The organism is Arthrobacter sp. JZ12 (assembly GCF_035189165.1).
Taxonomy (GTDB): Bacteria; Actinomycetota; Actinomycetes; order Actinomycetales; family Micrococcaceae; genus Arthrobacter_D.
Genome location: NZ_CP045246.1, coordinates 564,089 through 588,221, shown reverse-complemented (window position 1 = coordinate 588,221; position 24,133 = coordinate 564,089). Strand labels below are relative to the sequence as shown.

The 24,133-nt window shown below is 63.5% G+C and carries 25 protein-coding genes; 9 read left to right on the top strand and 16 right to left on the bottom strand.

Annotated features, from left to right (window positions below; all coding sequences use genetic code 11):
• Window positions 1-17: 17 nt before the first annotated feature.
• Window positions 18-752: a glutamine amidotransferase gene (locus GC088_RS02885; RefSeq protein WP_323960407.1), complete on the bottom strand. Its 735-nt coding sequence runs from the start codon at window positions 750-752 to the stop codon at window positions 18-20.
• A 129-nt stretch (window positions 753-881) separates the two neighbouring features.
• Between GC088_RS02885 and GC088_RS02880 the strand changes: the two genes are divergently transcribed.
• The 3 genes from GC088_RS02880 (at window position 882) to GC088_RS02870 (ending at window position 3,519) form a co-directional block, all read left to right on the top strand.
• Entirely contained in the window at window positions 882-1,424 is a 543-nt protein-coding gene (locus tag GC088_RS02880; RefSeq protein ID WP_323960406.1) for a hypothetical protein, read from the top strand.
• A 106-nt stretch (window positions 1,425-1,530) separates the two neighbouring features.
• On the top strand, window positions 1,531-2,370 hold the full coding sequence (locus GC088_RS02875) for a glucose 1-dehydrogenase (protein WP_323960405.1): 840 nt from the start codon (window positions 1,531-1,533) through the stop codon (window positions 2,368-2,370).
• Window positions 2,371-2,454: 84 nt separating this feature from the next.
• Entirely contained in the window at window positions 2,455-3,519 is a 1,065-nt protein-coding gene (locus tag GC088_RS02870; protein ID WP_323960404.1) for a spore photoproduct lyase family protein, read from the top strand.
• A 53-nt stretch (window positions 3,520-3,572) separates the two neighbouring features.
• On the opposite strand, the gene GC088_RS02865 is transcribed toward GC088_RS02870, so the two are convergent.
• Both GC088_RS02865 and GC088_RS02860 read right to left on the bottom strand, forming a co-directional pair.
• Window positions 3,573-4,445 (bottom strand): serine/threonine-protein kinase, encoded by an 873-nt coding sequence (locus GC088_RS02865; protein ID WP_323960403.1) that lies wholly within the window; start codon window positions 4,443-4,445, stop codon window positions 3,573-3,575.
• Window positions 4,438-4,770, bottom strand: a complete 333-nt coding sequence (locus tag GC088_RS02860) for a hypothetical protein (protein ID WP_323960402.1) — start codon at window positions 4,768-4,770, stop codon at window positions 4,438-4,440. Before GC088_RS02860 ends, GC088_RS02865 begins: the two co-directional genes overlap by 8 nt.
• A gap of 185 nt (window positions 4,771-4,955) precedes the next feature.
• Between GC088_RS02860 and GC088_RS02855 the strand changes: the two genes are divergently transcribed.
• The gene (locus tag GC088_RS02855; protein WP_323960401.1) at window positions 4,956-5,456 is read left to right on the top strand and encodes a MarR family winged helix-turn-helix transcriptional regulator; all 501 of its coding nucleotides are present in this window, start codon (window positions 4,956-4,958) and stop codon (window positions 5,454-5,456) included.
• A 24-nt stretch (window positions 5,457-5,480) separates the two neighbouring features.
• Window positions 5,481-6,029 (top strand): MarR family winged helix-turn-helix transcriptional regulator, encoded by a 549-nt coding sequence (locus GC088_RS02850; RefSeq protein ID WP_323960400.1) that lies wholly within the window; start codon window positions 5,481-5,483, stop codon window positions 6,027-6,029.
• 51 nt (window positions 6,030-6,080) lie between these two features.
• Here GC088_RS02850 and GC088_RS02845 read toward each other — a convergent pair whose 3' ends face one another.
• From GC088_RS02845 to GC088_RS02835, 3 genes are all read right to left on the bottom strand, one after another.
• Entirely contained in the window at window positions 6,081-6,380 is a 300-nt protein-coding gene (locus GC088_RS02845) for a hypothetical protein (RefSeq protein ID WP_323960399.1), read from the bottom strand.
• Window positions 6,381-6,661: 281 nt separating this feature from the next.
• Complete coding sequence (locus tag GC088_RS02840) at window positions 6,662-7,120, bottom strand: DUF3817 domain-containing protein (protein ID WP_323960398.1); 459 nt, start codon at window positions 7,118-7,120, stop codon at window positions 6,662-6,664.
• Window positions 7,121-7,178: 58 nt separating this feature from the next.
• Window positions 7,179-7,712, bottom strand: coding sequence for a DUF488 domain-containing protein (locus GC088_RS02835; RefSeq protein WP_323960397.1), 534 nt, complete (start codon window positions 7,710-7,712; stop codon window positions 7,179-7,181).
• 38 nt (window positions 7,713-7,750) lie between these two features.
• Between GC088_RS02835 and GC088_RS02830 the strand changes: the two genes are divergently transcribed.
• Window positions 7,751-10,999 carry a DEAD/DEAH box helicase gene (locus GC088_RS02830; RefSeq protein WP_323960396.1) on the top strand — a complete coding sequence of 1,083 codons (3,249 nt, stop codon included), beginning with the start codon at window positions 7,751-7,753 and terminating at the stop codon, window positions 10,997-10,999.
• On the opposite strand, the gene GC088_RS02825 is transcribed toward GC088_RS02830, so the two are convergent.
• The 7 genes from GC088_RS02825 to GC088_RS02795 all read right to left on the bottom strand — a co-directional run bounded on the left by GC088_RS02825 (window position 10,996) and on the right by GC088_RS02795 (window position 16,888).
• A complete protein-coding gene (locus GC088_RS02825; RefSeq protein ID WP_323960395.1) occupies window positions 10,996-12,495 on the bottom strand; it encodes an ABC transporter ATP-binding protein in 1,500 nt (499 codons plus the stop codon). The two genes, GC088_RS02830 and GC088_RS02825, sit on opposite strands and share 4 nt — an antisense overlap.
• Window positions 12,492-13,247 carry an energy-coupling factor transporter transmembrane component T gene (locus GC088_RS02820; protein WP_323960394.1) on the bottom strand — a complete coding sequence of 252 codons (756 nt, stop codon included), beginning with the start codon at window positions 13,245-13,247 and terminating at the stop codon, window positions 12,492-12,494. Before GC088_RS02820 ends, GC088_RS02825 begins: the two co-directional genes overlap by 4 nt.
• Window positions 13,248-13,251: 4 nt before the next feature.
• Window positions 13,252-14,118 carry an ECF transporter S component gene (locus tag GC088_RS02815; RefSeq protein ID WP_323960393.1) on the bottom strand — a complete coding sequence of 289 codons (867 nt, stop codon included), beginning with the start codon at window positions 14,116-14,118 and terminating at the stop codon, window positions 13,252-13,254.
• A gap of 115 nt (window positions 14,119-14,233) precedes the next feature.
• Window positions 14,234-15,271, bottom strand: a complete 1,038-nt coding sequence (locus GC088_RS02810; RefSeq protein ID WP_323960392.1) for a nucleoside hydrolase — start codon at window positions 15,269-15,271, stop codon at window positions 14,234-14,236.
• Between the two features lie 237 nt (window positions 15,272-15,508).
• Window positions 15,509-15,766 carry a YegP family protein gene (locus GC088_RS02805; RefSeq protein ID WP_323960391.1) on the bottom strand — a complete coding sequence of 86 codons (258 nt, stop codon included), beginning with the start codon at window positions 15,764-15,766 and terminating at the stop codon, window positions 15,509-15,511.
• A gap of 63 nt (window positions 15,767-15,829) precedes the next feature.
• Window positions 15,830-16,123, bottom strand: a complete 294-nt coding sequence (locus GC088_RS02800; protein ID WP_323960390.1) for a DUF503 domain-containing protein — start codon at window positions 16,121-16,123, stop codon at window positions 15,830-15,832.
• Window positions 16,124-16,129: 6 nt separating this feature from the next.
• Window positions 16,130-16,888, bottom strand: coding sequence for an SDR family NAD(P)-dependent oxidoreductase (locus GC088_RS02795; RefSeq protein WP_323960389.1), 759 nt, complete (start codon window positions 16,886-16,888; stop codon window positions 16,130-16,132).
• 151 nt (window positions 16,889-17,039) lie between these two features.
• On the opposite strand from GC088_RS02795, the gene GC088_RS02790 reads away from it, so the two are divergent.
• Window positions 17,040-17,498, top strand: coding sequence for a DUF4383 domain-containing protein (locus GC088_RS02790; protein WP_323960388.1), 459 nt, complete (start codon window positions 17,040-17,042; stop codon window positions 17,496-17,498).
• A 74-nt stretch (window positions 17,499-17,572) separates the two neighbouring features.
• On the opposite strand, the gene GC088_RS02785 is transcribed toward GC088_RS02790, so the two are convergent.
• On the bottom strand, window positions 17,573-18,649 hold the full coding sequence (locus GC088_RS02785) for a winged helix DNA-binding domain-containing protein (protein WP_323961891.1): 1,077 nt from the start codon (window positions 18,647-18,649) through the stop codon (window positions 17,573-17,575).
• A gap of 205 nt (window positions 18,650-18,854) precedes the next feature.
• Here GC088_RS02785 and fdhA point away from each other — a divergent pair, with 205 nt between their 5' ends.
• Window positions 18,855-20,072, top strand: a complete 1,218-nt coding sequence (gene fdhA, locus GC088_RS02780) for a formaldehyde dehydrogenase, glutathione-independent (protein ID WP_323960387.1) — start codon at window positions 18,855-18,857, stop codon at window positions 20,070-20,072.
• 103 nt (window positions 20,073-20,175) lie between these two features.
• On the opposite strand, the gene GC088_RS02775 is transcribed toward fdhA, so the two are convergent.
• The gene (locus tag GC088_RS02775) at window positions 20,176-20,649 is read right to left on the bottom strand and encodes an acyl-CoA thioesterase (RefSeq protein ID WP_323960386.1); all 474 of its coding nucleotides are present in this window, start codon (window positions 20,647-20,649) and stop codon (window positions 20,176-20,178) included.
• Between the two features lie 319 nt (window positions 20,650-20,968).
• Between GC088_RS02775 and GC088_RS02770 the strand changes: the two genes are divergently transcribed.
• Window positions 20,969-21,643 (top strand): transglycosylase family protein, encoded by a 675-nt coding sequence (locus tag GC088_RS02770; RefSeq protein WP_323960385.1) that lies wholly within the window; start codon window positions 20,969-20,971, stop codon window positions 21,641-21,643.
• Window positions 21,644-21,707: 64 nt separating this feature from the next.
• On the opposite strand, the gene GC088_RS02765 is transcribed toward GC088_RS02770, so the two are convergent.
• Window positions 21,708-24,125, bottom strand: a complete 2,418-nt coding sequence (locus tag GC088_RS02765; protein ID WP_416377489.1) for a Tex family protein — start codon at window positions 24,123-24,125, stop codon at window positions 21,708-21,710.
• Window positions 24,126-24,133: the final 8 nt, after the last annotated feature.

Sequence of the window (24,133 nt, the reverse complement as noted above, 5' to 3'; positions counted from 1 at the left end):
ACCCGACACTGGACGCATTAGGAGCGGCCGTACCGCTCCACGAAGTTGCGGAGAATTTGAGTGGGCCAGCTCACCGCGACGGACTTGGCCCTCGCAATAACTTCGTCCGCCTGGTCGGCTTCAAAGTAGCCGGCATGGCGATAGATCCTGATGCGTTCGACCAGCGCTTCGACGTCCAGCTCGGGATGAAATTGGGTGGCGTACAGATTTTGCTTCACCCGGAACATCTGCACGGGACATGTCGACGACGAAGCAAGCAACACCGCGCTTCGCGGCAATGTTGTGCATGCTTCCTTGTGCCCCACAAAAGCCTGGAACCGCGAAGGCAGGCCTGCGAGCACGGGGTCGGATACGCCGTCGGAAGTCACCTTGATCTCAACCGCACCGATTGGTTCAGCATAGGTGCGCCCAATTACGGCTCCCTGATGCCGACCGAGCGTCCCGACTCCATAGCAGGCGCCCAGGAACGGGAAGTCCGCCTCAGCAACCTCATCAAGCAACGCACCAAGCTCCTGCTCAACCCGACGTTGGACGGGCGACTTCGATTCTTCGGGATCGGAGGAGTTGAACGGACTGCCTCCCAGGAAGATTCCCGAATAGTCCTCAAGGCGAATTGCGGGCAGCGGCTCCTGCTCCACCCTGATCCTGTGCAGGGCCGACGGCGCCAGGCCGGTGAAGCGCAGGAGGCTGCGATATTCGCCGTCGGCTGCCACGTCCTCGGCTCGGGTGCCCAGAAGCAGGAATGGTCGCACGGTTTGATCGTACTGCTAGCGGAGAAGCCGGCAGACCCCTCGCCAAATGCTAAGCATGCTGATAGAAATTAAGGACGCCGTTCGACGTTGATCTCGCTCACGGCATCACCAAGTCTTAAGGAGAGCATCATGGCAGGAAACTTGTTGGCGCGGTCCCTACACGATCTCAGCGCTGCGGCTTGGTTCGGCGGTACCCTCATGGGCGCCGTCGGCCTCAATGGCGCAGCAGCGGCGGCTAAGGACCCGACCGAGCGCACACGCCTGTCCACCGCGGGGTGGGCTCGCTGGACACCGGTCCAGATTGCGGCATTCGGTGCACACGCCATCGGTGGCATCGGGCTGATTGCGGGCAACAAGGCGCGCCTCGCGGGCCAGGGCGGAGCCGCAGCTAATACGGTCGTGAAGTCGGCCATCACTGTGATCGGCATGGCCGCATCCCTGTACTCGGGCATGCTGGGCAAGAAGGTCGGCGAACTTAGCCAGCACGGCGGCGAAGGCGCAACCGAGCCCAAGCCCGGCGCTCCCGAAGAGCTCGCCAAGGCGCAGAAGCAACTGAAGGCACTTCAGTGGGTCCTTCCGGTGATCAGCGGCACCGTCATCGTTCTCGGCGCACAGCAGGGCGAACAGCAGCGTCCCAAGAACGCCCTGTTTGGCGGCCTTTTCGACCGCTAGACACCCTTGAAGCCAGGCCCGTCGTTCCCCCACGGCGGGCCTCTTCCTTTCCACCGCGGCTTCACCAGGCGAGCCGCATGACACGTGAGAAACCTGAAGGAGAAACATGGGCCAGCCAGCGCAACAGCAGGATGTTCCGGGCGTTCAGTCCGCAATGAAACCCACACCCGACTGCGGAGAGCAGAGCTACCGCGGAAGCGGCAAGCTCACCGGCAAAGCGGCGGTTATCACCGGCGGCGACAGCGGGATCGGACGCGCAGTCGCCATCGCTTTCGCGCGGGAGGGCGCTGACGTCCTGATTTCTTATCTCAACGAGGACGAGGACGCACAGGAAACAGCCCGCTACATCGAGGAAGCCGGACGCAAAGCGGTCCTGGTCCCGGGAGACCTTTCCGAGGCGCAGCACTGCCGAAGCATCATCGACCGTGCCGTTCAGGAGTTCGGCAAGGTGGACGTACTCGTCAGCAATGCCGCCTACCAGATGAGCCATGAGTCCCTGGACGAAATCACCGACGAGGAGTGGGAGTACACGTTCAAGGTGAACGTGTCGGCCATGTTCCACCTCGTGAAGGCCGCCCTGCCGCACATGGCGCCCGGCTCGTCCATCATCGGCAGTTCTTCGGTCAACTCCGACATGCCCAGCCCCGCACTGGCGCCTTACGCAGCCACCAAGGCTGCGATCGCGAACTTCTCGGCGAGCCTCGCCCAGATGCTCGGCGAGAAGGGCATCCGCGTGAACAGCGTTGCCCCGGGACCGATCTGGACGCCGCTGATTCCGGCCACAATGCCGGAGGAGAAGGTTGAACAGTTCGGCGACGACACTCCCCTCGGGCGGGCCGGCCAGCCTGCCGAGCTGGCACCCGCCTACGTGCTGCTGGCGTCCGACGACGGCAGCTACATGTCCGGTGCCAGAATCGCCGTGACCGGCGGCCGCCCGATCCTCTAACCGACCTGTTGAGTGGGCAGGACCCCCTTAAGCCCTCGGTAAAAGGGCGCGTCCTGCCCACTCGTCGTGACGGAGAATTGATAGATGGAGTTCAACCGGCTGCTTCAGATCCGGCGCATCTACGCCCAGCCCGCCGCCCTTGAGCTGCCCCGCGGCAAGGAGATCGTGGAGCGGTGGCCTGAGGCCGACGTCGTACTGGTTGAGAACCACTGGAACATTCCGGAAGTGCACGGCGATGAGACCAATGTCCCGCGCTGGTCGCGGATCAAGACCGAAGCCCTTGTTCTGGGCGTCAAGAAGGCGCTGACCGTCAAGCCCAACGGCCGTTCTGCAGACTTCATCGCCCCTTCCACTGCCAACGGCTGCGCCATGGCCTGTGCCTACTGCTACGTTCCCCGTCACAAGGGGTACAGCAACCCTGTAACGGTGTTCGCGAACATTGACCAGATTGCGGGCACCCTGGAACGGCACGCGACGCGGCAGGGAATGAAGCTCGAGCCGAACCAGTGCGACCCGAACCTTTGGGTGTATGACATCGGGGAGAACAGCGACTGCTCCGTCGATGCGCTCATCAGCGACAACGTGGAGGATCTTGTTCACCTGTTCCGCGAACTGCCTACCGCCAAGCTCTCCTTTGCCACGAAGTACGTAAATCCCGCAATGCTCGCCTGGGACCATGGCGGACACACCCGGATCCGTTTCTCCCTGATGCCCGCCGACCTCGCAAAATCCATTGACGTTCGCACCTCACCGGTGGCGGAGCGGATGAAGGCCATAAACGACTTCGTCGAAGCCGGCTACGAGGTGCACGTGAACTTCTCCCCCGTCATAGTGACGGACACCTGGCTCAGCGACTGGGGGCAGTTGCTACGCCAGCTCGACGACGTACTCAGCCCTGCCGCCAAATCCCAGTTGGCCGCGGAGGTCATTTTCCTGACCCACAACGAGCGGCTGCACGAGGTCAACCTGGGCTGGCACCCGCAAGCTGAAAAGGTCCTTTGGCGGCCCGAATTGCAGGAAGCCAAGGTTTCCTCAAACGGGTTCACGAACGTGCGGTACCGCTCCGGCACCAAGGGGAAATACGTCCGCCAGCTCACCGCCCTCATCGAGGAAATAGCGCCCTACTGCAGAATCCGGTACGCGTTCTGAGGGTTCCGGGAAGGTGTGCCGGGTGCGCGGGATCGGCCCGGGCTGGCCCGGGTTCAGACTGCTAGCGCCAGCGCTTCATTTGCGGCGCATGCTGCGTCCTGCCGAACGCGAGGACGTGTCAGCATGGCAATCGCTTGGGTCGCGGTAGGCCGAAGGGCGGGATCCATTGCGGTCATGGCGTGAATCAAGTCATGCCAGTGAGCCGGCAGTCCGTCCGGGATCCAGGGCGGGCGCTGTGTGCGGGCAACGAGCGATTCAATGGCGGGCAGGTTGAAGGCGCGGTAGCCCGTAAGGCATTCCAGTATCACCAGCCCAAGCGAGTAAATGTCACTCGCCGGACCCACCCCGCTGCCCCGTGCCTGTTCCGGACTCATGTACAGCACAGTGCCGCGCGCGGACGCCTTGTCATCGCAACCTGGTTCCCGTTCCGCCGTCCCGAAGTCAACCAACTTTGGCTGCGGGGAAGGCGTACCCGCGGCAGTAAACGGAATAACGATGTTCGACGGCTTAATGTCGCGGTGCACTATGCCCTCTGCATGAATGACAACAAGCGCTCGAAGCAGCCCGTAGGCCCAAGCCGTCACGTCTACGTTGTGCGGGGTTCCCGTGCGCAGAACGTCCCGCAGGTTCTGTCCGGACACTAGTTCCTGGACCAGATAGGCCCGCACGCCGTCACCGCAATCAGCGACGCCGGAAGCTAGCATCTTCGCTATATAGGGAGACTCAACGGATGCCTGGAAAGCCGACTCGCGGTCGAACGATCGGTCTCCTGTCCTGGCGATCTTTACAGCAACACTGCTGAAGTTCTCCAGATCAGTGGCAGACCACAGGGTGCCGGCCGAGCCCGAACCGATCTGCTTTACCAGCTCCCATCGGCCGGCGATAACTCTCCCATCGTGATCTGAGACGGCACCTCCGCTAGTCATGGACTGCGGCACCGGAACGCGCAGCCCAAAGCATGGTGGCCACTTCTTCCTTGGTCAGTCCTGCAGCGCGCGCGATCACGTCCATCCCGCAGCCGTTTGCCGCAGCCTGCTCGATGGCAGTGGCGAGCGTGCTTTGTGCGCGGTCCAACTCCCACTCGAGCGATTCGACTGCTCCCGCCGCAGCGACAATCCGATCCGCATGGGAGCCGCTGGGGAGGCCTGCGCCCAGCCCGTTATCCTGCCAGGTAGGGTCGAATGAAACGGGAGCCGGATCGCCGTAGACCGCAGCGTTCGCCGCGAACGATGGGTGAGCAACTGTGGTCATCGAATCCTCCGAGTAGATAGCCGGCTTAGTAACTAGCTGAACTAGTTATATCCGACCTTAGCTTGTGGTGTCCACGACAAACCAGCGGAAATTCTTGCGAGATCTTGAACTTTCCGTTCAAGCTATATGAGTTTCTTTACCTTGGCTAGGTGGCCTAGCAAGTAGGCAATCTATAGACTGACTGGATGGAAACGGCGTTGGACACGGAAGGCGCGGGCTACTGGTATATCGAGCAGGATCATCCGGGCAGCGTTGACGTACTCAACGCACTGCGCCAGTACCGCGCAGCTGAATCAGAGATGCGTCGTCGAACCCGCGACTCGATGGGAATGAATGAATCTGATCTCCTCGCGATCAGATACGTCATGCGGGCTCATGAAGCCGGCCAGAGCATCAGCCCCAAAGACCTCTCAAGGCTGCTGAACATCTCAACTGCTTCCACTACCGGGCTCATTGACCGCCTTGTCGCCAGCGGTCATTTGACGCGCCGCCCTCACCCAAAGGACCGCCGCTCGGTGGAAATCCTCCCAACCAGCAACGCCGACCATGAGGTACGAGAAACCCTGGGTGAGATGCACAAACGCATGATCGAGGTGGCAGATGCCCTCGATTCCACAGAGGCGAGAATCATCACCCGTTTCCTGCAGCGCATGACGTGGGCGGTCGAACAGCACGACCATCCTTAGATGCGAGAAAAGCAAGGACACAAAATGACGGCGACGGGAAGAGACAACACTATGGATATTGCGCAGTGGTCTACGAACCGACTGCTGAACACAGCCGCGCGCCTCAGCGCCAACCGGGAGAATGAACGACTACGCCGGTTGGGCACCACCCACGCAGGCCTCCTCACCCTGAAGGTTCTGGGACGAAGGAACTCCATCAACCAGGTGGAGTTGGCGCGCGAACTGCATGTTCAGGCGCAGACGATCGGAAAGCTTTTGGAACGGCTGGAAAATCGCGGCCTGATCGAGCGCACCAAGAGCGCCGACGACCGCCGCGTCTTCTTCGTAAGCCTTACCCCCGCCGGAGAGCATATCCTTAAGCGCGCCCAGGCAATGGAGGAAGAACAGGGTTCCAACCACGAGGCGTCCGATGCCATCCTGCGCAGGGAATTAATCGCCCACATTCGGGATCTCGGCGGGTCCCCGGGGAGTCGAGAGAGCCGGCCGAACCTCCGAACGGTCGATCACGGCGCTACTGACAATAACGATGTGACGGAACAGGATCTGACCGAGCAGAACCTGACTGCCGGCTGATACTGCACCCGCGCTAGCGGCAACAATCCGGGTGGATCAGGACCCGGTCTATCAGGCGACCTGTCCGTGACCGGAGTGCAAGGCGTTGACCTCCAGGGCAGCCAGGAGAGTACGTGCCTCAAACAGTCGCATATCCAGTTCCTCCAGGTCGCGCACCGCTGCCGAGATAAGACGCTGCGAGTGCTCTGGGTCCTTGCTGCTCTCACACGCACGCTGAACGTCCAGAAGCGTCCGGGCAAGTTCCGCACGCACGCGCTCGAGGTCCTGTACCCGGTCGAAAGATTCCCGCCATTCCTCGGTGACCGTTACCCCGGACACCCGAACGGGCTGCAAAGTTGTAGATTGAAGCACCCGTAAATGATAAGCATGCTTGCTTCCACTGAACAAATGGGCCTGTAAGGGCATAACCGAGATGCAGCCGGGCTCGCAAAAGGGTCTCCAGCTGGTTGTACCCGATCCCGATTCTGCCCGGGCCCACTCGGTGAATAACGGAGTTGAAGCCAGTGAGGTGGATGACCAGCCGTGAGGCCGTTTTGTCCACTTCGCCGATCCCGACGGAAACACCTGGTCTTTGCAGCAGCTTCCTGATCGAACATCGTAGGGCTGAGCCCGGTCCACGAATACCCGGGGCGTCATCCCACCTGGACCGGCGGACCCGCGATAAGCAGTGCGGCGAAGACAACGCTCACGCCGACGATTGCCACCAGCGCAGCGGGCAAGGGGTTCCGCAAAACCCAGGCCTGCAGTTCCTCAACCGGCCCGCTTGGTTGCTCCCTCCCGGCAAGAAGCCGCCAGCCGCCGTCGAGCTTTCCCCGACGCTCCAGCCACCAGTCAAAAAGGACAGTCGCAAAGGGCACCACACCCGCAACGAGGCCAACCAGGCCCGTACTTACACTCCATCGCTGGTTGACCCAAACAAAGGAGGTGCTGACCAGATACAGCAGGAAGACAAAGCCGTGCAGCGCACCGCCAATGGAAACAAGGACATCGGTAGTCTGCGCCACATACTTCAAGTACATGCCGGCCAACAACAGCGCCCACGTTCCGGCCTCCGCCACGGCAACGCTGCGGAAGAGGACACGAGGGGTCATGGGAGTCTCCTTGTAGGAAGTGGCGGTCCTTCCAATTATCGCAGGATGGACCAGCGGTTCAGCGCCGCTCGTCCACGCGGTCCCAGAACACCTCGGCACCAACCACCCTGGCTCCGCCGGACGGTTCATGAAGGCTGAGCCTGCCGTCATGCATCAGGTGGCTGACCTCGGCACCGTGAACAAGTACCAGGACGTCGGCGACAATGCGCCTGTGGCACCGCCACCACACACTCTCACTGCACATGATTGCGGTCTGCTGCTCCTCCACGACTCTGATGAGCTCCCCCAGCGCTGCCCCGAATTCAGGGGTTCGGGTGTGCGCGGCGTAGGCGCGGAACTGCTCCACCCGCCACCACGGATCCTGGTCCGGCTCCCCGGAAGTACGACGACGCCCACCCAGTCCCTCCAACCAGACATAGTCAATTCCCTCCTCCGGCAACCACGCGGCAAGGGCTTCCCCGCGGGTGTCCTGGTTCCGGCGACTCCCCGGGTATCTTCGAATGTCCACCAGCACCTCGACGGCCGCAGTCCGCAGGAGCGTGCCGAACTGCTCGCGGCCGGCAGTGCCGTGACCAACGGTGAAAAGGTGCACGAGTCCAGTCTGTCAGTAGCGCGTGAGAGCATGAATTCATGCCCGAAAGCTCCTATCCAATGATTGATGTCGCCGACATCATCCGGATGGTGGGAGGTGCTGCCTTCCAGCGCGGACAGGTCTATGCTCGCGATGACCTTGTTCAGGGCCTCTCCTTCGAACCGGATTCACGCATGCTCTCCGCACGGGTCCTCGGGAGCTCACCTGCGCCGTACCGCACCCAGCTGTACCTGGTCCAGAAGGGCGACGGGCGCTACCACCTCAGGGACAGCGCCTGTTCCTGCCCTATCGCGATGGACTGCAAGCACGTCGCCGCTGTCGCCCTCCGCTCCAATATTGAGAACCTTCGCACCAGTCAGGAACTCACCGCGCCCAAGCCTCCTGCCGGTCCCGCCGGGTGGCAGGAGTCGCTCACCGGACTGCTGTCGGCACGGGAGCACGACGACGGCGCCCTCACCGAGGTGCCGCCCACCGCCATGGGGCTGCAGTTCGACATGCGGCCGGTAACCGGCCCCGCAGGGCACCACCGGCGCGGATACCAGGGCTTCAAGCTCGGAGTCCGGCCAGTAATCCGAAATTCAAAGGGCAACTGGGTCAAGAACAACCTCGCCTGGGGAAACATCAGCTACCAGACCTACGGGCTCAGACTGGACCCTGACCAGCATCGCTGGTTCGCCCAGTTCCCCGCCCTTCACCGCGGCACCGGAGTGAGTTATTTCGGCAACAATGACTCCTGGCTCCACCTCGACGACTTCAGCAACCCGCTGCTCTGGCAACTGCTCGCCGAGGCCCGGCGGCTTGGCATCGCGTTCGTGGGATCGAAGAAGAGCGTCCGCGTCCACCTCGCAGGCCAGGCGGTTCTTCTTCTGGACGCCACAACGGAAGATGGAGAGGTTCATCTCTGTCCTGCCATCAATATCGACGGCGAGAACCACAGCCCGCAGACGGCCCATCTGATCGGCAACCACGGGATCTACACCGTCTCGGGGGACGACGTGATCACCCTCGCCCCCACTACCCGGAAGCTGACGGAGCAGAATCGCGAGCTGATCGAACGCACGCGCCCGGTCCGCATTCCGGAGGCGGAGAAGCAGGAGTTCCTCACAGGGTTCTATCCGCGGCTGATCCAGTCGATCGACGTCGTCAGCAGTGACGGCTCAGTGACGTTCCCCGAGATCCTGCCACCCACGCTCGTCCTCACGGCCACCTACACCGGGGAGCAGCTGGAGCTCCATTGGGACTGGGCCTACCTCACCGGTGGGACCGAAACCCGCAGACCGCTCAAGGACTCGAACGACGACGGCGCGTACCGTGATGCAGCCGCGGAAGCCGCTGCCTTGCAGGCAGCACGGGATGCATTGGGCGGCCGACTGGTCAAGGACCGCGTCCTCACCGACATGGAAATGGTGGATTTCACCGAAGGCGTGCTGCCGCGCCTCGAACAGGCCGAGGGCGTACGCGTGGACGTGGTCGGCAACAAACCCACCTTCACGGAACTCACCGAAACGCCGCAGCTGGTCATCTCCACGGTGGACACCGAAGACCGTGACTGGTTCGACCTGGGAGTGCTTGTCACCGTCGAAGGCCGCAAAGTGCCCTTCGACCACATCTTCACCGCATTGGCCAAGGGCATCAACCGCATAAAGCTGGTGGACAACAGCTATCTTTCCCTCAAGCAGCCCATCTTCGACCAACTTCGCCAACTCATCGATGAAGCGCAGGCGCTGAACGAGTGGGAAACCGGTCTGCGGATAAACCGCTACCAGGCAACCCTCTGGGCGGAGTTCGAGGATCTGGCGGAGGAGACGGAACAGGCACAGGCCTGGCGCACGGCTGTGCAGGGCCTGCTCAGCCTCACCGAGCTGACGCCGGTTCAGCTGCCGTCCGGGTTACAGGCATCCCTGCGGCCTTACCAGGTAGACGGATTCAACTGGCTGGCATTCCTCTGGTCGCACGGGCTTGGCGGCGTTCTGGCCGACGACATGGGTCTCGGCAAGACCCTGCAGACGCTGGCGCTACTCGTTCATGCAAAGGAACAGGGCGAAACCAGGCCCTTCCTCGTGGTTGCGCCCACCTCTGTTGTCCCCAACTGGGTCGCCGAAGCAGGAAAGTTCGCACCCGGCCTTCGGGTTACCGGTATCACCGACACCCAGGCCAAGAGCGGTGTGCCGCTGAAGGAGCAGGTGGAGGGCGCCGACGTCGTCATTACCTCCTACACACTGTTCCGGCTGGACAACGCCGCCTACGGCGGTCAGGACTGGGCCGGCCTCATCCTCGATGAGGCGCAGTTCGTGAAGAACCATGCCGCCAAAATCCACCGTTGCGCAAAGGAGCTGCCGGCCCCGTTTAAGCTGGCCATCACGGGAACGCCGATGGAGAACAACCTCATGGAGCTGTGGGCGATGTTCAGCATCACCGCGCCCGGCCTGTTCCCGTCGTCGCGCGCTTTCACGGAGGAATACCGCACACCCATCGAAAAGCAGGGAAACACGGAGCGTCTGCAGCGGCTCCGCCGTCGGATCCGCCCGCTGATGATGCGCCGCACCAAGGAGTCGGTGGCAGCGGACCTGCCGCCCAAGCAGGAGCAGGTACTGGCGGTGGACCTGCATCCCCGCCACCGGAAGATCTACCAGACCCACCTGCAGCGTGAGCGCCAGAAACTGCTGGGCCTGATCGAGGATCTGGACCGCAACCGGATGATCGTCTTCCGCTCGCTGACCCTGCTGCGCATGCTCAGTCTCGACGCGTCACTGGTTGAACCGGAATATGAGGGCGTCCCGTCGGCCAAGCTGGACGTGTTGTTTGAGCAGTTGGAGGATGTTCTGGCCGAAGGCCACCGGGCGCTGATCTTCAGCCAGTTCACGTCCTACCTGAAACGTGCTGCCGCGCGCCTGGATCAGCAGGGCATTCAATACGCCTACCTGGACGGATCCACCCGGAAACGTGCAGAAGTAATTGATTCGTTCAAGAACGGGCCGGCACCGGTCTTCCTCATCAGCCTCAAGGCGGGCGGCTTCGGGTTGAACCTGACCGAAGCCGACTACTGCTTCCTGCTGGACCCGTGGTGGAATCCGGCTAGCGAATCCCAGGCCGTGGACCGCACCCACCGCATCGGCCAGACCCGGAACGTGATGGTCTACCGTATGGTCTCCTCGGACACCATCGAGGAAAAGGTCATGAAACTGAAGGAGCAGAAGGCAAAGCTGTTCAGCTCCGTGATGGACGACGACGCCGTGTTCAGTTCCGCGCTCACCGCGGACGACATCAAGGAACTGCTGGCCGGCTAGAGCCGCCCGGCTCCGTGCCGGTGGGTCCAGTGTTCGGTCACCACACCCGATTCGAGCCGGACGCCGCGGGTACACACGTCCGCCGCGAACGACGAGTCATGCGTAGCCGTCAGAACAGCACCGCCGTTGTCCAGATGGCTTCGCAGCACCCGCGCCAGTACCTCTCGGCCTGCCAGGTCCAGTCCCACCGTGGGTTCATCCAACACCCAAAGGCTTGGTCCTGTAGCCAGGATCGAAGCCAACGCTACGAAGCGACGCTGCGTGAAACCAAGATCATGGGGATGCACCTCCGCACGGTCCAGAAGCCCCACGGCGGCGAGCGCGGTAGAGGCCCGCTGCTCAGCCTTCCGTGCGGACAGTCCGGCCGCCCGCGGACCGTAGGCCACCTCTTTGAGGACCGTTCGTTCGAAGAGCTGCTGGTCGGTGTCCTGGAACAGGTAGCCCACAGTGGAGGCAAGACGGCCGGTCGGTATTCCGCTGATTTCGCGGCCGATGAGGCGTATCGACCCGGACCCGGGGCGAAGCAGTCCGTTGACATGCTGCAGGAGCGTAGACTTCCCCGACCCGTTAGGGCCGAGCACGGCAACCGCCTCACCCGGATAGACCCTCAAATCCCGGACCGCGAGCGCCGGCACACTGTCATAGCTGAAGTCGAGACCGCTGATCTCCAATACCGGCCTGCCCTGCGCCTCTGTTCCCTGGCCCGCGGGCCCCACCGCAAGGACGAACGCCGTCTGGGCCGATTCCCTTCCGACTCCGTGCCGGGCAGCTTCCGCCAGGGAAATTTCCTGCGGCACTGGATGCTCATCGGCTACCGTTCCACCTGCGAGGATCAACACACGGTCAACGGATGCCAGATCGGCGGGCAGCATTGGCTCGAACTGCACGACGGCGGTTCCCTCACCCGTGATCCTGCCGATCAGCTCCTCGATGTCCCTTCGACCCGCAGCGTCGAGACCCTTGAACGGTTCGTCCAGGACCAGCAGCGCCGGATCGGAGACGACGGCTGCTGCCATGCAGACGCGTTGCAGTTCCCCTCCGGACAGGCGGCGCGGATCCCGGTCGAGCAGGCCTGAGAGTCCCACCCTGTCCGCAACCGCGCTGACCATCGATTGCAGCTGCGGGACCGGTACGCCCTGGTTGGACGGTCCGAACGCGATTTCCTCCGCCACTGTGGAGCAGATCAACGACAGCTGCGCCTGCGCACGCTGCCCCACATAGCCGACCTGTGCTGCCCAACCCGCGGCATTGATGCGGGGATCGGCAGGGCTGCCCTCAAAGACCAACCGTTCTCCCGCGATACTGACTGACCCGACGAACCGCTGCCCCTGGCCCGGGTCGTACTGCCCTGCCAGGAGGCGCGCCAAGGTGCTTTTACCGGAGCCTGATGCCCCGGCCACCAGAACACGTTCCCCCGCAGACAGGGTGAGGTTGAGATCAGCCAGCGCGGCTCCGTCGTCGTCATAGGCAAAGCTGCGCACGTCGAGCGTCATCATGCCGGCCTCCCGAGCAGCCACCAGGCACTGAAGAGAACGGCGGCGGCCAGCATCACCCAGCGGACAGTCCGTTGGGTGGGTGTGTCCGTGGTTGCCAGGTAGCTGGTTCGCGGACTTTGCGCTGCGAAACCGCGTGCTTCCAGGGCTCGCGACCGCTCGGCTGCATCCATCAGCAACCCGGCGATGAGCGGCCGCCCCACCATAACCAGCCCGCGCAGCCTTGACGCCGGGTTGCGCGTCACCACGAGTCCACGGGCCTGCTGAGCGCGTGTGATTTCGGCGGCCCGCGCGGAGATCATCGGTGCCAGACCAAGCGCAGAACCAAGGACAAACACGAGCTTTCGGTTCCAGCCGCGATGGGTAAGGGTCGACAAGAGCTCGGACGCGTCCAGGCAAAGCGCTGCGGTCAGAAGCAAGCCGGCGAACGCTGCCGCGCGGGTTGCCATGGTGAGGGCGAACTGCAGGCCCTCGGACGTGACCGCCGCCGGTCCGACCTCCAGCAGCACGGTGTGTCCCTCGGGGAAGAACAGCCCGTGCAGCAGCAGGAGGAAAAGCAGCATCGGCCCCACCAGCGCAGCGAAGACGACGGCGATACGACCGGCGCGTCCCGACGTCGCCGCAGCCGGCACTGCCACCAGCAGGAGAACCGCGAGCGAGAACCGCCAGTCATCTATCACCAGCACTAGCACCACAAGCAGCGCGGCAACCGTCAGCTCGGTCAGCGGGTTGAAGATCCGACGGCGGACCCTCACCTGCCTACTTCTTTCCCGGCGCGCTTCCCGACCCTGGGTGCGCCGAAGCCCGATCCGCCGTCGTCGTTGCCGGTGCTGTCCGGCTAAGCAGGACGCGGTGACTGCGCACAAAGGCGAAGGAGTTACGGGTGCGGCGCGGCAGCGCGTACACGATCAGTGCGACGACGGTGAACACAATCAACTTGTCGATGGTGTCCGAGGTCAAACCCTGCTTGGTAGCTGCGACGATCAGTGTGTCTCCCATGGCGCGGAAGGCTGCGACGATCGCATTGGTTCCGACTGTGCCAGCCGCTCCGAACATGAAAGCGGCAACCGGCGCAGCGATGAGCCCACCCACAACTCCGGTCAGCAGACCCGCCACCGGGACCAGGTACAGCCGGCGGAACATACCCCAACGCGCGGCGACACCGGCCAGCACTCCAATGACTGCGGACCCGGCGGCGAAGGGCAGAGCGAACGGGTTGAACAGTCCCCAGAGAGCGTTGCTGAGTGCTCCGGTGGCGGCACCCGCAGCGGGCCCGGCCAGGACTGCCACCAGCACCGTTCCGAGCGCGTCGAGGTAGATCGGCAGGCCGAGGCTTCCGGCGAGCTGCCCAAAGGAGACGTTCAGCGCGATGCCAAGCGGCATGAGCACCACGGCCTGCGTATTGAGGCCGGGCAGGATACCGGCGACCAGCAGTGCTCCGCCGGCCAGGAATCCCAACAGGGTGATCAGCCCAGCGCCGCTGCCTGCTCCATCGGCTACCTGAACGGGTTGGACCAGCACCAACCACACGTAGGTGGCAGCGATGAGTGCGCCTCCGGCGGCTATAAGGAGCGGGCGTGACGACGGGGCAGCGGATTCGGCCGGCAGCGTCAGGGAGGAATTCATGAGCAGTCCTAGAGCGAGATGAGTTGCATGGAAGCACCTCATGTCACCTCGGCGCAGGTCGACGGAATCCGCCAACGGCTCCCAAGTGTACCGGGCGATTGAACCGAGGCCGTGTTCAGGACTGACGTCGACGAGCCAGGGCCGCTATCCGCTCGATCATCAGTTCGAACACCGCGTCCGGATCATTGTCTGTGATTACACGGGCATTGGGCGGAAGCTTCCGGAAGCCAGCGAAGTCACCAACAGTCTGCGCAAAAGTCAGCGCCGATTCCGTCTCCACGTCCACGTGCGCGTTGCGGGCCGTGAACTGCGCTTCTCCGGTGGCGACCATCGCTGCGAACACGTCGTGCAGGTGGGCAATATAGCCCTGGTCGTAGAGTCGATGAAACTCCATGTAGAAACGCAGGGCGTCGGACAGGAATGCGATCACCGGGTTGGGTGAGGTGCTGCGCAGCCCGTCGTCGTCATGGGTGGACAGCAGTTCCTCCGGCGCTCCCGCCGCCGTTGCCAATCTCTCCAAGTGTTCCGGTCGGCACTCAATCCGCTCGGTCGACTCCAGGGCGCAGATGATCGGAAGCTTGTCCTCCGGCACGCCGTTGTACGCGGCATAGACCTCACGGGCGGCGTGCGGATCAACGTGGGTATTCCATTCGGCAACCGGTGTGGTGTTGCCCTGGTAATTGAAGGAACCACCCATAATTACCAGACCCTTGAGCAGATGCGGCAGGTCCGGCTCCTTCCGCATGGCCAGCGCTAGGTTGGTGAGCGGCCCGGTGACGAGGCCAACGATCTCACCGGGATTCTGTCGCGCTGCCTCGATCCAGAGGTCGACGCCGGACCGGCCGGAAAGCGGCCGCTGCGCCTGCGGCAGCACGGCGTAGCCAAGTCCCTGGTCGCCGTGAGTGTCTTCGGTTGTGACCAGGGGAATCTCGAGCGGAGTTTCACGACCGATGGCCACCTCAACATCGGTGACGCCGGCCAGGTCAAGGACAGCGAGGGTGTTTGCCGCCACCTGCAGCGCCGAAACGTTACCGGCTGTACAGGTAATTCCCTCGAGATGTACGTCCGGCGCCGCCGCGAGATAGAGGAGGGCAACGGCGTCGTCAATTCCGGTATCGACGTCGAGCAGCAGGCGGGTGGAGGTAGCTGTCATAGCCTTCACGGTAGCAATTTGACCGTCGCGGTTCAGTGGCCGGACGTGGAGCCGTTGCAATCAAGCGAGCGATAAAGGAGATGCCGCCGGCCGCACGAATGGGGGAAAGCGTGCGGCCGGCGGCACCGGCGCGCCGATTGGGGGGAACCGGCGCATAACAAATGTACAGATAAACCCGGCAATTGCGAAGCGACTCGCCGTTGCAACGCCGCGAAAAGTCGGACGACGATGCGAGAACTAGGCAGTGAGCTTGGTCTTCTGCGCAACGGTTTTGGTCGAGCCAGCCTTCTGAATAACAGGAGTAGCACGTTCCTTGCGGGTACCGTCCATCACCGGCCCCGTTCCAGCAATCTCCCGAATTGCGTCGATCCCCTCGACAGCAGCCTGCTTGGTGGGGAAGTACGCAGACACAGCCACGAGTTCTCCGTCCCCTGACATCATCTTCAGCCGGTACCCATGATCATGGGCGTCAACCAGCTTGAAATAACCCGACACGCTCCCTACCTCCCTGTAAGTACGCCTCAACATTCCCATGTTAGTAAGCCGACTTGTAATTGGTTAGTCATCGCTTGTCACAATTCGGCGTCGGGCGCTCAGAAGTTCAAGTTCAGGACGTCCCGCAACGAACCTTTCCACGGCGTCGAGGACCTGGACCACGTGGATTCTGTCGGCAGCAACAAGGCCCACTCCAACGGTCCCCCTGCGGTGCAGGTCCTGGTCTCCGACCTCGGCAACAGACACGTCGAAGCGGCGCCTCACCTCGGCAATGAGCGGTCGGACAACCGACCGCTTGCCCTTCAGCGAGTGAACGTCGCCGAGGAGCAGATCGAACTCGATGAAGCCCACCCACACGTGCGCTCACCGCCCGCGGGCAGCGAGGCGCGCCACCAACGACGACGGCGCATTCCTCGCGATGAATGCCAGCACCTTGTAGCGCCGGCTCGGGATGGAGACCGCCTTTCCGGCGTCGAGATCCTTCAGCCCTTCACCCACGACTTCGGCGGCATTCAACCACATCCAGCGCGGCACAGACGACTTGTCCATACCCATGCGGTCGTGGAACTCCGTGTGGACAAATCCGGGGCAAAGAGCCATGACGACGACGCCGCGGTCCGCGTACGCGAAGTTCGCCCACCTGCTGAAGTTGATCATCGCTGCCTTCAGCGCTCCATAGGTGCTGCGAGGCGTAAAGCCGGCAACACTGGCGACGTTCACGATCCTGCCGGCACCGCGCGCCAGCATCCCCTGGAGAGCAGCGTGGCTCAGGGCGAGGGGCACCGTGAGATGGATCGCCGCATGGTTGAGTTCGTCCTCGAGCGCGTTGGCCTCGAAAGACTTGGGAAGCCCGTAGCCGGCATTATTGACGAGCATCGACACGGGATCTGTCCCAGCCCGAAGCCGGTCGAGAACCCGCCTCACGTCGTCGTCGTTGTGAAGGTCGGCGGCCAGGACCTCCACCGGGACGCCCCACCGGTTCCGGATGCCGGACGCCTTCTCCTCCAACCGGACAGCGTTTCGTGCGACGAGGATCAGCCCCCGTCCCTGCGCCGCCAACTGGTCGGCGAACTCCGCGCCGAGCCCCGCCGTCGCTCCTGTGACCATCGCCCTGTCAGCCATTGTTTTCCCTTATCAGGCACATATTCCAGCAGTAAAATGAAGGTGCTGGTTGAGCGCGGTTTGCGCTTGTCCAACTGCGGTGCGAGCGACGCGCCTTCGCAAGACGCCTCGCGGCACAGCGAAGAGTCATATTCACACATTAGGAGGGGAGATGACTACCGCATCACACCACGCACATGACTTCCATGTCACGCGCGACCACGTTCGCAGTGCCGCGATGGGGATGGGTGTAGTTTTCCTGCTGGTGGGGATTCTCGGGCTCATCCCGGGCATCACCACACAATATGACGGCATGGCGTTCGCCGCCGGATCAGAAGCGATGCTGCTCGGTGTTTTCCAAGTCTCCGTACTGCTCAACCTGGTTTACATGGCCATGGGGGCAGTAGGCGTCTGGATGAGCCGTGCTCTTCTTGAAGCTCGGAACTTCCTGATCGGAAGCGGCGTGGTCCTGCTTGTCATATGGCTGTACGGGATCATTGTTGGAGATTCCACCGCCAACATCCTGTCCACGAATGCCTCCACCAACTGGCTGAACCTCATCCTCGGCATCATCGCCGCGGGACTGGGACTCGCCTACATGATGCGGCACCGGGAAAGCCGAGCCCTCTAGGGCCTGCGGCCTACAGGTACAAGGGGCTGACCGTCGGGCCGGCCCCTTTCCCTTGCCTCTCCCCTGTCCCTCCCCTAGGACCTGATCAGCAGATCGTGCTCGAGGCCCAGGAATCGGCCATAACGGGCTGCAGCTTCCTCCAACGCGCTGCGCTCGGCTTGCGTCAACTCGCGGTAGCTCGTGAGCTCGAAACGCACACGGCTGTTGAGCATGCGATTCACCCGGCCGATCATCTGCCCGTCAACCAGCGCCATCCCGATCCCCGCCTCACGTCCGCCCGGCACCAGCCCGTCGGCGTCGATCACCATCCGGCTCTCCTGGTAGCCGCGGTACATCTCGTCGAGAATCTGCAGCAGGTGCGCGGCCGGCTCCCGGGATCCGAAGGGAGCCGAACCTCGGCTGTGCCAGTAGGTGCGGCCGTCGTGAACGAAGGCCTCCAACTGCTCCCGAGCGGACTCGATCCCTTTGCGGACGTCGCCGAGCGGCAGCGTAGCCCAGTACGCCAGGTCCTGCTCCGTCGCCGGCCCATGACCCGTGAAGTAGCGGAGCGCAAGCTGGCCCAACGCCTCATCGCGGTGTAGGCGCCGAACGGCCGGGACCCTGTCGGCGAACAGCGCGTAGGTGTGCTTCCCGTTGACGGGTTGTCCGCTGCAGATCAACTGGTTCAGTTCGGCGTACGCCAGCAGCAGCATCAGGGCATGGCGGTCCACCGACATGCCCCGCTCGTTGAACGCGCCTGCAAGATCATCACGGTCCCGGTGAGCCCTGTCCGAAAGCGCCTCAACGACGACGGCGACCGCGCGGTCCATGCTCGCCACACTCCAGCCAATCTGATCGGTGAGCTGCCGGAAGAGTGTGGGCAGCACACGTGGCGCGGTGAGATCGAGCAGCCAGCCGACGTCGTCGGCTTTCACATAGTGCCAGGTGGGCCGGAGGACATGCGTCCGCACCAACTCGCCGGTCTCGAGCAGGCCCGTGATCTCGGTGGCAGCGGGGTTGGCCGTGCGGCAGGCCACCGCCCACTCGGATTGCCGGGGATTCTCGGCCTGCACCGCGAGCAGGTGGTCCAGCACCGACATGGCAGAGGCCGCGTGGGGAGCGGACAGATACTGGTTCTGCAACCTCCAGCGGGCAATCTCCCGAGCAGTCATCACGTTCGGATTCTAGAGCGCGGGGCTTCTGCCGGAGCCGGTAGCACTCGTATTTTGTACGACTGAAATTTTTATGAAACCGGTGCCCCCAGGACAGCTGCCGCCCTAGACTGACCGCGGGGGCATCCGGCGGGGATGAAACTCCGCTCGCAGCTCCCGGGAGGGCGTTCGACGACGAACGTCAGTCAACTTGAAAGGGATCACCATGTCAGGAAACAGGGCGGTGGCCTACAAGGGCCCCGGCAAGGTCGAGGTCATCGATACCGACTACCCCACTTTCGAGCTCAAAGACGGCCCAGGCGTCAATCCTGCCAACGTCGGCAGGAAGGTCAACCACGGCGTCATCCTCAAGACAGTTGCAACAAACATCTGCGGATCCGACCAGCACATGGTTCGCGGACGCACAACCGCACCGTCGGACCTGGTGCTTGGGCACGAGATCACCGGCGAAGTGGTCGAGGTTGGAAGCGATGTCGAATTCATCAAGAAGGGCGACATCTGCTCGGTGCCGTTCAACATCTCCTGCGGTCGCTGCCGCAACTGTAAGGAGCGCAAGACCGGCATCTGCCTGAACGTAAACCCCGACCGTCCGGGCAGCGCCTACGGCTACGTGGACATGGGCGGCTGGGTAGGGGGCCAGGCAGAATACGTACTGGTTCCCTACGCAGACTGGAACCTTCTGAAGTTCCCGGACCGTGATCAGGCCCTTGAGAAGATCCTCGATCTTGCCATGCTCTCGGACATCTTCCCCACCGGCTTCCACGGCGCCTACACAGCCGGCGTCGGCGTCGGCAGCACGGTCTATGTGGCCGGTGCAGGACCGGTGGGCCTCGCCGCGGCGGTTTCCGCACAGCTGCTGGGCGCCGCCGTCGTTATTGTGGGCGACCTCAACGAGGGACGACTGGCGCAGGCGCGCAGTTTCGGCTGCGAAACTGTCGACGTTTCCAAGGGCGACCCGAAGGACCAGATTGAGCAGATCCTGGGCGTCCCGGAGGTCGATTGCGGCGTGGACGCCGTAGGTTTCGAGGCTCGGGGACACGGCAAGGACGCATCACACGAGGCGCCGGCCACCGTGCTGAACTCGCTGATGTCGATCACCGCCGCAGGCGGCGCGCTGGGCATCCCCGGGCTCTACGTGACGGGTGATCCGGGCGGAATCGATGAGGCCGCAAAGGTGGGCTCGCTATCGATCTCGCTGGGCACCGGTTGGGCCAAGTCGCTGTCCTTCACCACTGGCCAGTGCCCGGTGATGAAGTACAACCGCCAACTGATGATGGCGATCCTGCACGACAAGGTGCAGATCGCCAAGGCTGTGAATGCCAAGCCCATTCCGCTGGATCAGGCGCCGCAGGGCTACGAGGAATTCGACGCGGGCGCAGCCACCAAGTACGTGCTGAACCCGAACGGCTACATCGCGAACTAGCCGGCTCACATCGCGCGTTGAAACGGCAGGACACACCCACTAATAACCACTCAAAAGGGGTGTGTCCTGCCAGTTCAAGGGGTTCCGCGCTCTGAGATCCCGCTCAGAGGTGCTTGAAGAGCGCCGGACCCAGGTAGGGCGCAACCAGTTCTTTCTGGCCGGCAGTGACACGCTGTAGCGAGCCCGTTTCGCCGTCCACGAATGCGAGTACCGTCTGCGCCTTCACGCAGACCTGGTCCGTCAGAGGATCATGGATGCGGTAGGCGATGGTCAGGCTCGCCGCGCTAACCGCAGCGATCCATACCTCCACTTTCAGCGGCACGTTCCGGTAGTCGAGCGTGGCGGTGTACTTCACCCTGTGCTCAACCACGAGCGCCTGCACCCCGGATGGAACCGAGGAAAATAGCGCGACGGGCGGATCCTGCCCGGGCGCACCCGTCCCACCCGGCGGGCCGAAAGCGAAGATGCGCGCTTCCTCGAGTATGCGGACCACCTGGACATTGTTGATGTGCCCATAGGCGTCCATATCTCCCCATCTCATAGGGATTTCACAGGTGATCGTCTGGTGCGCATCCATGCTTATGTTCTACAGTGGTCGGCGGGGTTTCACCCAGTCGTTTGCTTATCCTGCACGACTGTTATTTCGTCAAGCACCGAATCATCTCGATTTGGCAACGATTCGAAAACCCTCTACGGTGGGAAGGAACCCACTTCGGGTAATCCCACAAAGCGGAGCTTTTCCATCCGCCACATAATGCCCGGTGCTGCCCTCCACCGCACGTTGCTCGTCCGGCAGACACCACGACCAGACCACTGATCAGTCAAGGGTGAGCAACGGCGCAGAGATGTCCGGGGACGGAACGAGTGCAGGTGGCCTTTTGGAGCATCGGAACCTCATGAAGAACCAGAAACTCAGCCTTAACGTGCGCCGCGGACTTGCAGCTACCGCCCTCGTCGGTGTCGGTATCGGCGCCTCCGCGGGTGCAGCAAACGCTGCTCCTGCCAGCACCTGGGACGCCCTTGCTCAGTGCGAGAGCGGCGGCGACTGGGGCATCAACACTGGTAACGGCTTCTCCGGCGGCCTGCAGTTCACCCCGCAGACCTGGGCCGGCTTCGGCGGCCAGGGCGCTCCTCAGGACGCCAGCCGCGCCGAGCAGATCGCAGTTGCTGAGCGTGTACTCGCCGGACAGGGCTGGGGCGCATGGCCCGCCTGCTCGGCCAAGCTCGGTCTGACCGCCGGTGCCAACCCCACCCCGATCCCCGCCGCTCCGGCACCTGCCCCTGTTCAGGTCCAGTCGCAGCAGATCGAGGTTCAGGCTCCTGCCCCCGTTGCCCAGGCTCCGGTTGCACAGGCTCCTGTCGTTGAGGCACCTGTTGTTGAGGCGCCCGCCGCTCCTGCAGTTCAGGTTTCGGGCGAGACCTACACCATCCAGTCGGGCGACACCCTCAGCACCATCGCCCAGAAGTTGGGCATTGAGGGCGGCTGGCAGGCTCTGTACCAGGCCAACGCCGACCACCTCATCCATGCCGACCTCATCTTCACCGGCGACGTTCTGCAGCTGCCTGCCTAAGGCGCATTCCAAGCAGTTACAGAAGAACCCCGCAACGCTCAGCGTTGCGGGGTTCTTCTGTTTGCTAGCTTTTCGGCACCAGACCTGCCGCACGAAGCGCTTCCGCCATCGCGCTGTTAGCGGGAGCGGTCCCTTGCCTGCCGGATTTCCCGTCAGCGCCTGACTTCCTGTTCCCCCCGGCGCCACCGGATCTGCCGTTGCCGCCACCGCCTGAAGTACGACGACGGTCGGCACCACCGCGCCCGCCTCCAGCGGGCTTCCCGCTGCCCTCGCCCGGACGGGCTGGACGTGCGTCGTCATTCAGGCGCAGGCTGAGGGAGATCCGCTTACGGTCTGGGTCGGCCTCCAGCACCTTGACCTTCACCACCTGGCCGGACTTCACGATCTCGTGTGGATCGCTCACGAACCGGTCGGCCATGGCGGAGACGTGCACCAGTCCGTCCTGATGCACTCCAACATCCACGAAGGCGCCGAACGCGGCCACGTTGGTAACCACGCCGTCGATGATCATGCCCGGGCGCAGATCCGAAATCTTCTCCACGTCGGCGAAGGTGGCGGTCACGAATTCCGGGCGCGGGTCCCGTCCGGGCTTCTCCAGTTCGGCGAGGATGTCCCGCAGGGTGGGCAGGCCGACGGAACCATCCACATAGTCGGTGAGATTCAGCGACCGGAGCGAGCCGCCGGCGTCGTTCACCATGCGCCGCGCTACCGGATAGGCCTCCGGATGCACGCTCGAGGCGTCCAGGGGTTCCGCCCCGCCCTGAATGCGCAGGAACCCGGCACATTGCTCGAAGGCCTTCGCGCCGAGCCTGGGCACCTTGAGCAGGTCGGTCCGCCGGGCGAAGGGCCCGTTGGCGTCGCGGTGGGCCACGATGTTCTCACTGAGCAGCTGGCCTACGCCCGCCACCCTCGTCAGCAGCGACGGCGAGGCAGTATTGACGTCAACGCCCACCGCATTCACACAGTCTTCGATCACCGCGTCAAGCGAGCGTTCGAGCTTGGTGGGACTGACGTCGTGTTGGTACTGCCCGACGCCGATGGACTTGGGATCGATCTTCACCAGTTCCGCCAGCGGATCCTGCAGGCGGCGGGCAATCGAGACCGCACCCCTCAGCGACACGTCAAGGCCGGGGAGCTCCGCGGAGGCAAGCGCGGAGGCCGAGTACACCGAAGCGCCGGCTTCGGACACCACAAGTTTGTGCAGCGTGCGCCCCGACATCAGCGAGACCAGTTCGGCAGCGAGCTTGTCCGTCTCGCGGGAGGCCGTTCCGTTGCCGATCGCGATCAGCTCCACATTGTGCGTGGTGACCATGCGCGACAGGGTGGCGAGCGCTTCATCCCACTTCTTTGCCGGCGCATGCGGGTAGATGGTGGCTGTCTCGAGCACCTTTCCTGTCCCGTCCACCACGGCGACCTTGACACCGGTGCGCAGCCCCGGGTCCAGCCCGATCGTAGTGCGGCTTCCGGCGGGCGCAGCCAGCAGGACATCCCGGAGGTTCGCTGCAAAGACACGGACCGCCTCAGTCTCGGCTTCCATGAACAGCCGCACCCGGATGTCGATGGAAAGCTTGGCGAGCAGACGCCGCCAGGCCTGCTGGACGGTCTGCATGAGCCAGGCGTCAGCAGGACGTCCCTGATCTGCAACTCCGAGGAAGGCTGCCACCGAGTTCTCATACCCGCGACGCGCACGCAGCGCGGCGTCCTCGTCGCCTGTTTCCCCCTCGGACAGGGTCAGCGCAAGCACGCCCTCCTTCTCGCCGCGGAGCAGGGCCAGTACGCGATGGGAAGGCATCCCGGCCGGAGCCTGCTCAAAGTCAAAGTAATCCGCGAACTTCTGGCCTTCGGCTTCCTTGCCGGCAACCACCTGCGAGCGCAGGCGCCCGTGCTTCCACAGCCGCTCACGCAGTTCGGCGAGGAGGTCCGCGTCCAGCCCCGGCCGCTCGACGAGCAGCGCCCGCGCTCCGGCCAGCGCCTCCTCGGCGGTGGGAACGGCGTCGTTCACGTAGCCCGCGGCCTCTGCGGCGGGGTCAAGGGACGGATCGGCAAGCAGAGCGTCGGCAAGCGGTTCGAGCCCTGCTTCCCGCGCAATCTGCGCCTTGGTGCGCCGCTTGCTCTTGTAGGGCAGGTAGATGTCTTCCAGCCGCGCCTTGGTGATTGCACCGACGACGGCGGCGCGAAGTTCCTCGGTGAGCTTGCCCTGCGACTCAATCGCCTCCAGAACCGCGGCCTTGCGGTCCTCCAACTCCCGCAGGTACCGGAGGCGTTCCTCGAGTTCGCGCAGCTGCGCATCATCGAGGGTGCCGGTGACTTCCTTCCGGTAGCGGGCGATGAAGGGGACGGTAGAGCCGCCGTCGAGCAGTTCTACGGCCGCTTTGACCTGCCAGGTCTGGACGCCGAGCTCTTCGGCGATCTGCTCATAGATTGCTTGAGGGATGGAAACAGGTGAACTCACGCCTGCAATTGTGACACCCGCGTACGACATCGGCAGAA

Bases quoted from the DNA above. Each gene is read 5' to 3' on its own strand.
- GC088_RS02880 (WP_323960406.1), top strand. From the start codon at position 882: ATGGCAGGAAACTTGTTGGCGCGGTCCCTACACGATCTCAGCGCTGCG.
- GC088_RS02875 (WP_323960405.1), top strand. From the start codon at position 1,531: ATGGGCCAGCCAGCGCAACAGCAGGATGTTCCGGGCGTTCAGTCCGCA.
- GC088_RS02870 (WP_323960404.1), top strand. From the start codon at position 2,455: ATGGAGTTCAACCGGCTGCTTCAGATCCGGCGCATCTACGCCCAGCCC.
- GC088_RS02865 (WP_323960403.1), bottom strand. From the start codon at position 4,445: ATGACTAGCGGAGGTGCCGTCTCAGATCACGATGGGAGAGTTATCGCC.
- GC088_RS02860 (WP_323960402.1), bottom strand. From the start codon at position 4,770: ATGACCACAGTTGCTCACCCATCGTTCGCGGCGAACGCTGCGGTCTAC.
- GC088_RS02855 (WP_323960401.1), top strand. From the start codon at position 4,956: ATGGAAACGGCGTTGGACACGGAAGGCGCGGGCTACTGGTATATCGAG.
- GC088_RS02850 (WP_323960400.1), top strand. From the start codon at position 5,481: ATGACGGCGACGGGAAGAGACAACACTATGGATATTGCGCAGTGGTCT.
- GC088_RS02840 (WP_323960398.1), bottom strand. From the start codon at position 7,120: ATGACCCCTCGTGTCCTCTTCCGCAGCGTTGCCGTGGCGGAGGCCGGA.
- GC088_RS02830 (WP_323960396.1), top strand. From the start codon at position 7,751: ATGCCCGAAAGCTCCTATCCAATGATTGATGTCGCCGACATCATCCGG.
- GC088_RS02825 (WP_323960395.1), bottom strand. From the start codon at position 12,495: ATGATGACGCTCGACGTGCGCAGCTTTGCCTATGACGACGACGGAGCC.
- GC088_RS02815 (WP_323960393.1), bottom strand. From the start codon at position 14,118: ATGAATTCCTCCCTGACGCTGCCGGCCGAATCCGCTGCCCCGTCGTCA.
- GC088_RS02810 (WP_323960392.1), bottom strand. From the start codon at position 15,271: ATGACAGCTACCTCCACCCGCCTGCTGCTCGACGTCGATACCGGAATT.
- GC088_RS02795 (WP_323960389.1), bottom strand. From the start codon at position 16,888: ATGGCTGACAGGGCGATGGTCACAGGAGCGACGGCGGGGCTCGGCGCG.
- GC088_RS02790 (WP_323960388.1), top strand. From the start codon at position 17,040: ATGACTACCGCATCACACCACGCACATGACTTCCATGTCACGCGCGAC.
- GC088_RS02785 (WP_323961891.1), bottom strand. From the start codon at position 18,649: ATGACTGCTCGGGAGATTGCCCGCTGGAGGTTGCAGAACCAGTATCTG.
- fdhA (WP_323960387.1), top strand. From the start codon at position 18,855: ATGTCAGGAAACAGGGCGGTGGCCTACAAGGGCCCCGGCAAGGTCGAG.
- GC088_RS02775 (WP_323960386.1), bottom strand. From the start codon at position 20,649: ATGGATGCGCACCAGACGATCACCTGTGAAATCCCTATGAGATGGGGA.
- GC088_RS02770 (WP_323960385.1), top strand. From the start codon at position 20,969: ATGAAGAACCAGAAACTCAGCCTTAACGTGCGCCGCGGACTTGCAGCT.
- GC088_RS02765 (WP_416377489.1), bottom strand. From the start codon at position 24,125: ATGTCGTACGCGGGTGTCACAATTGCAGGCGTGAGTTCACCTGTTTCC.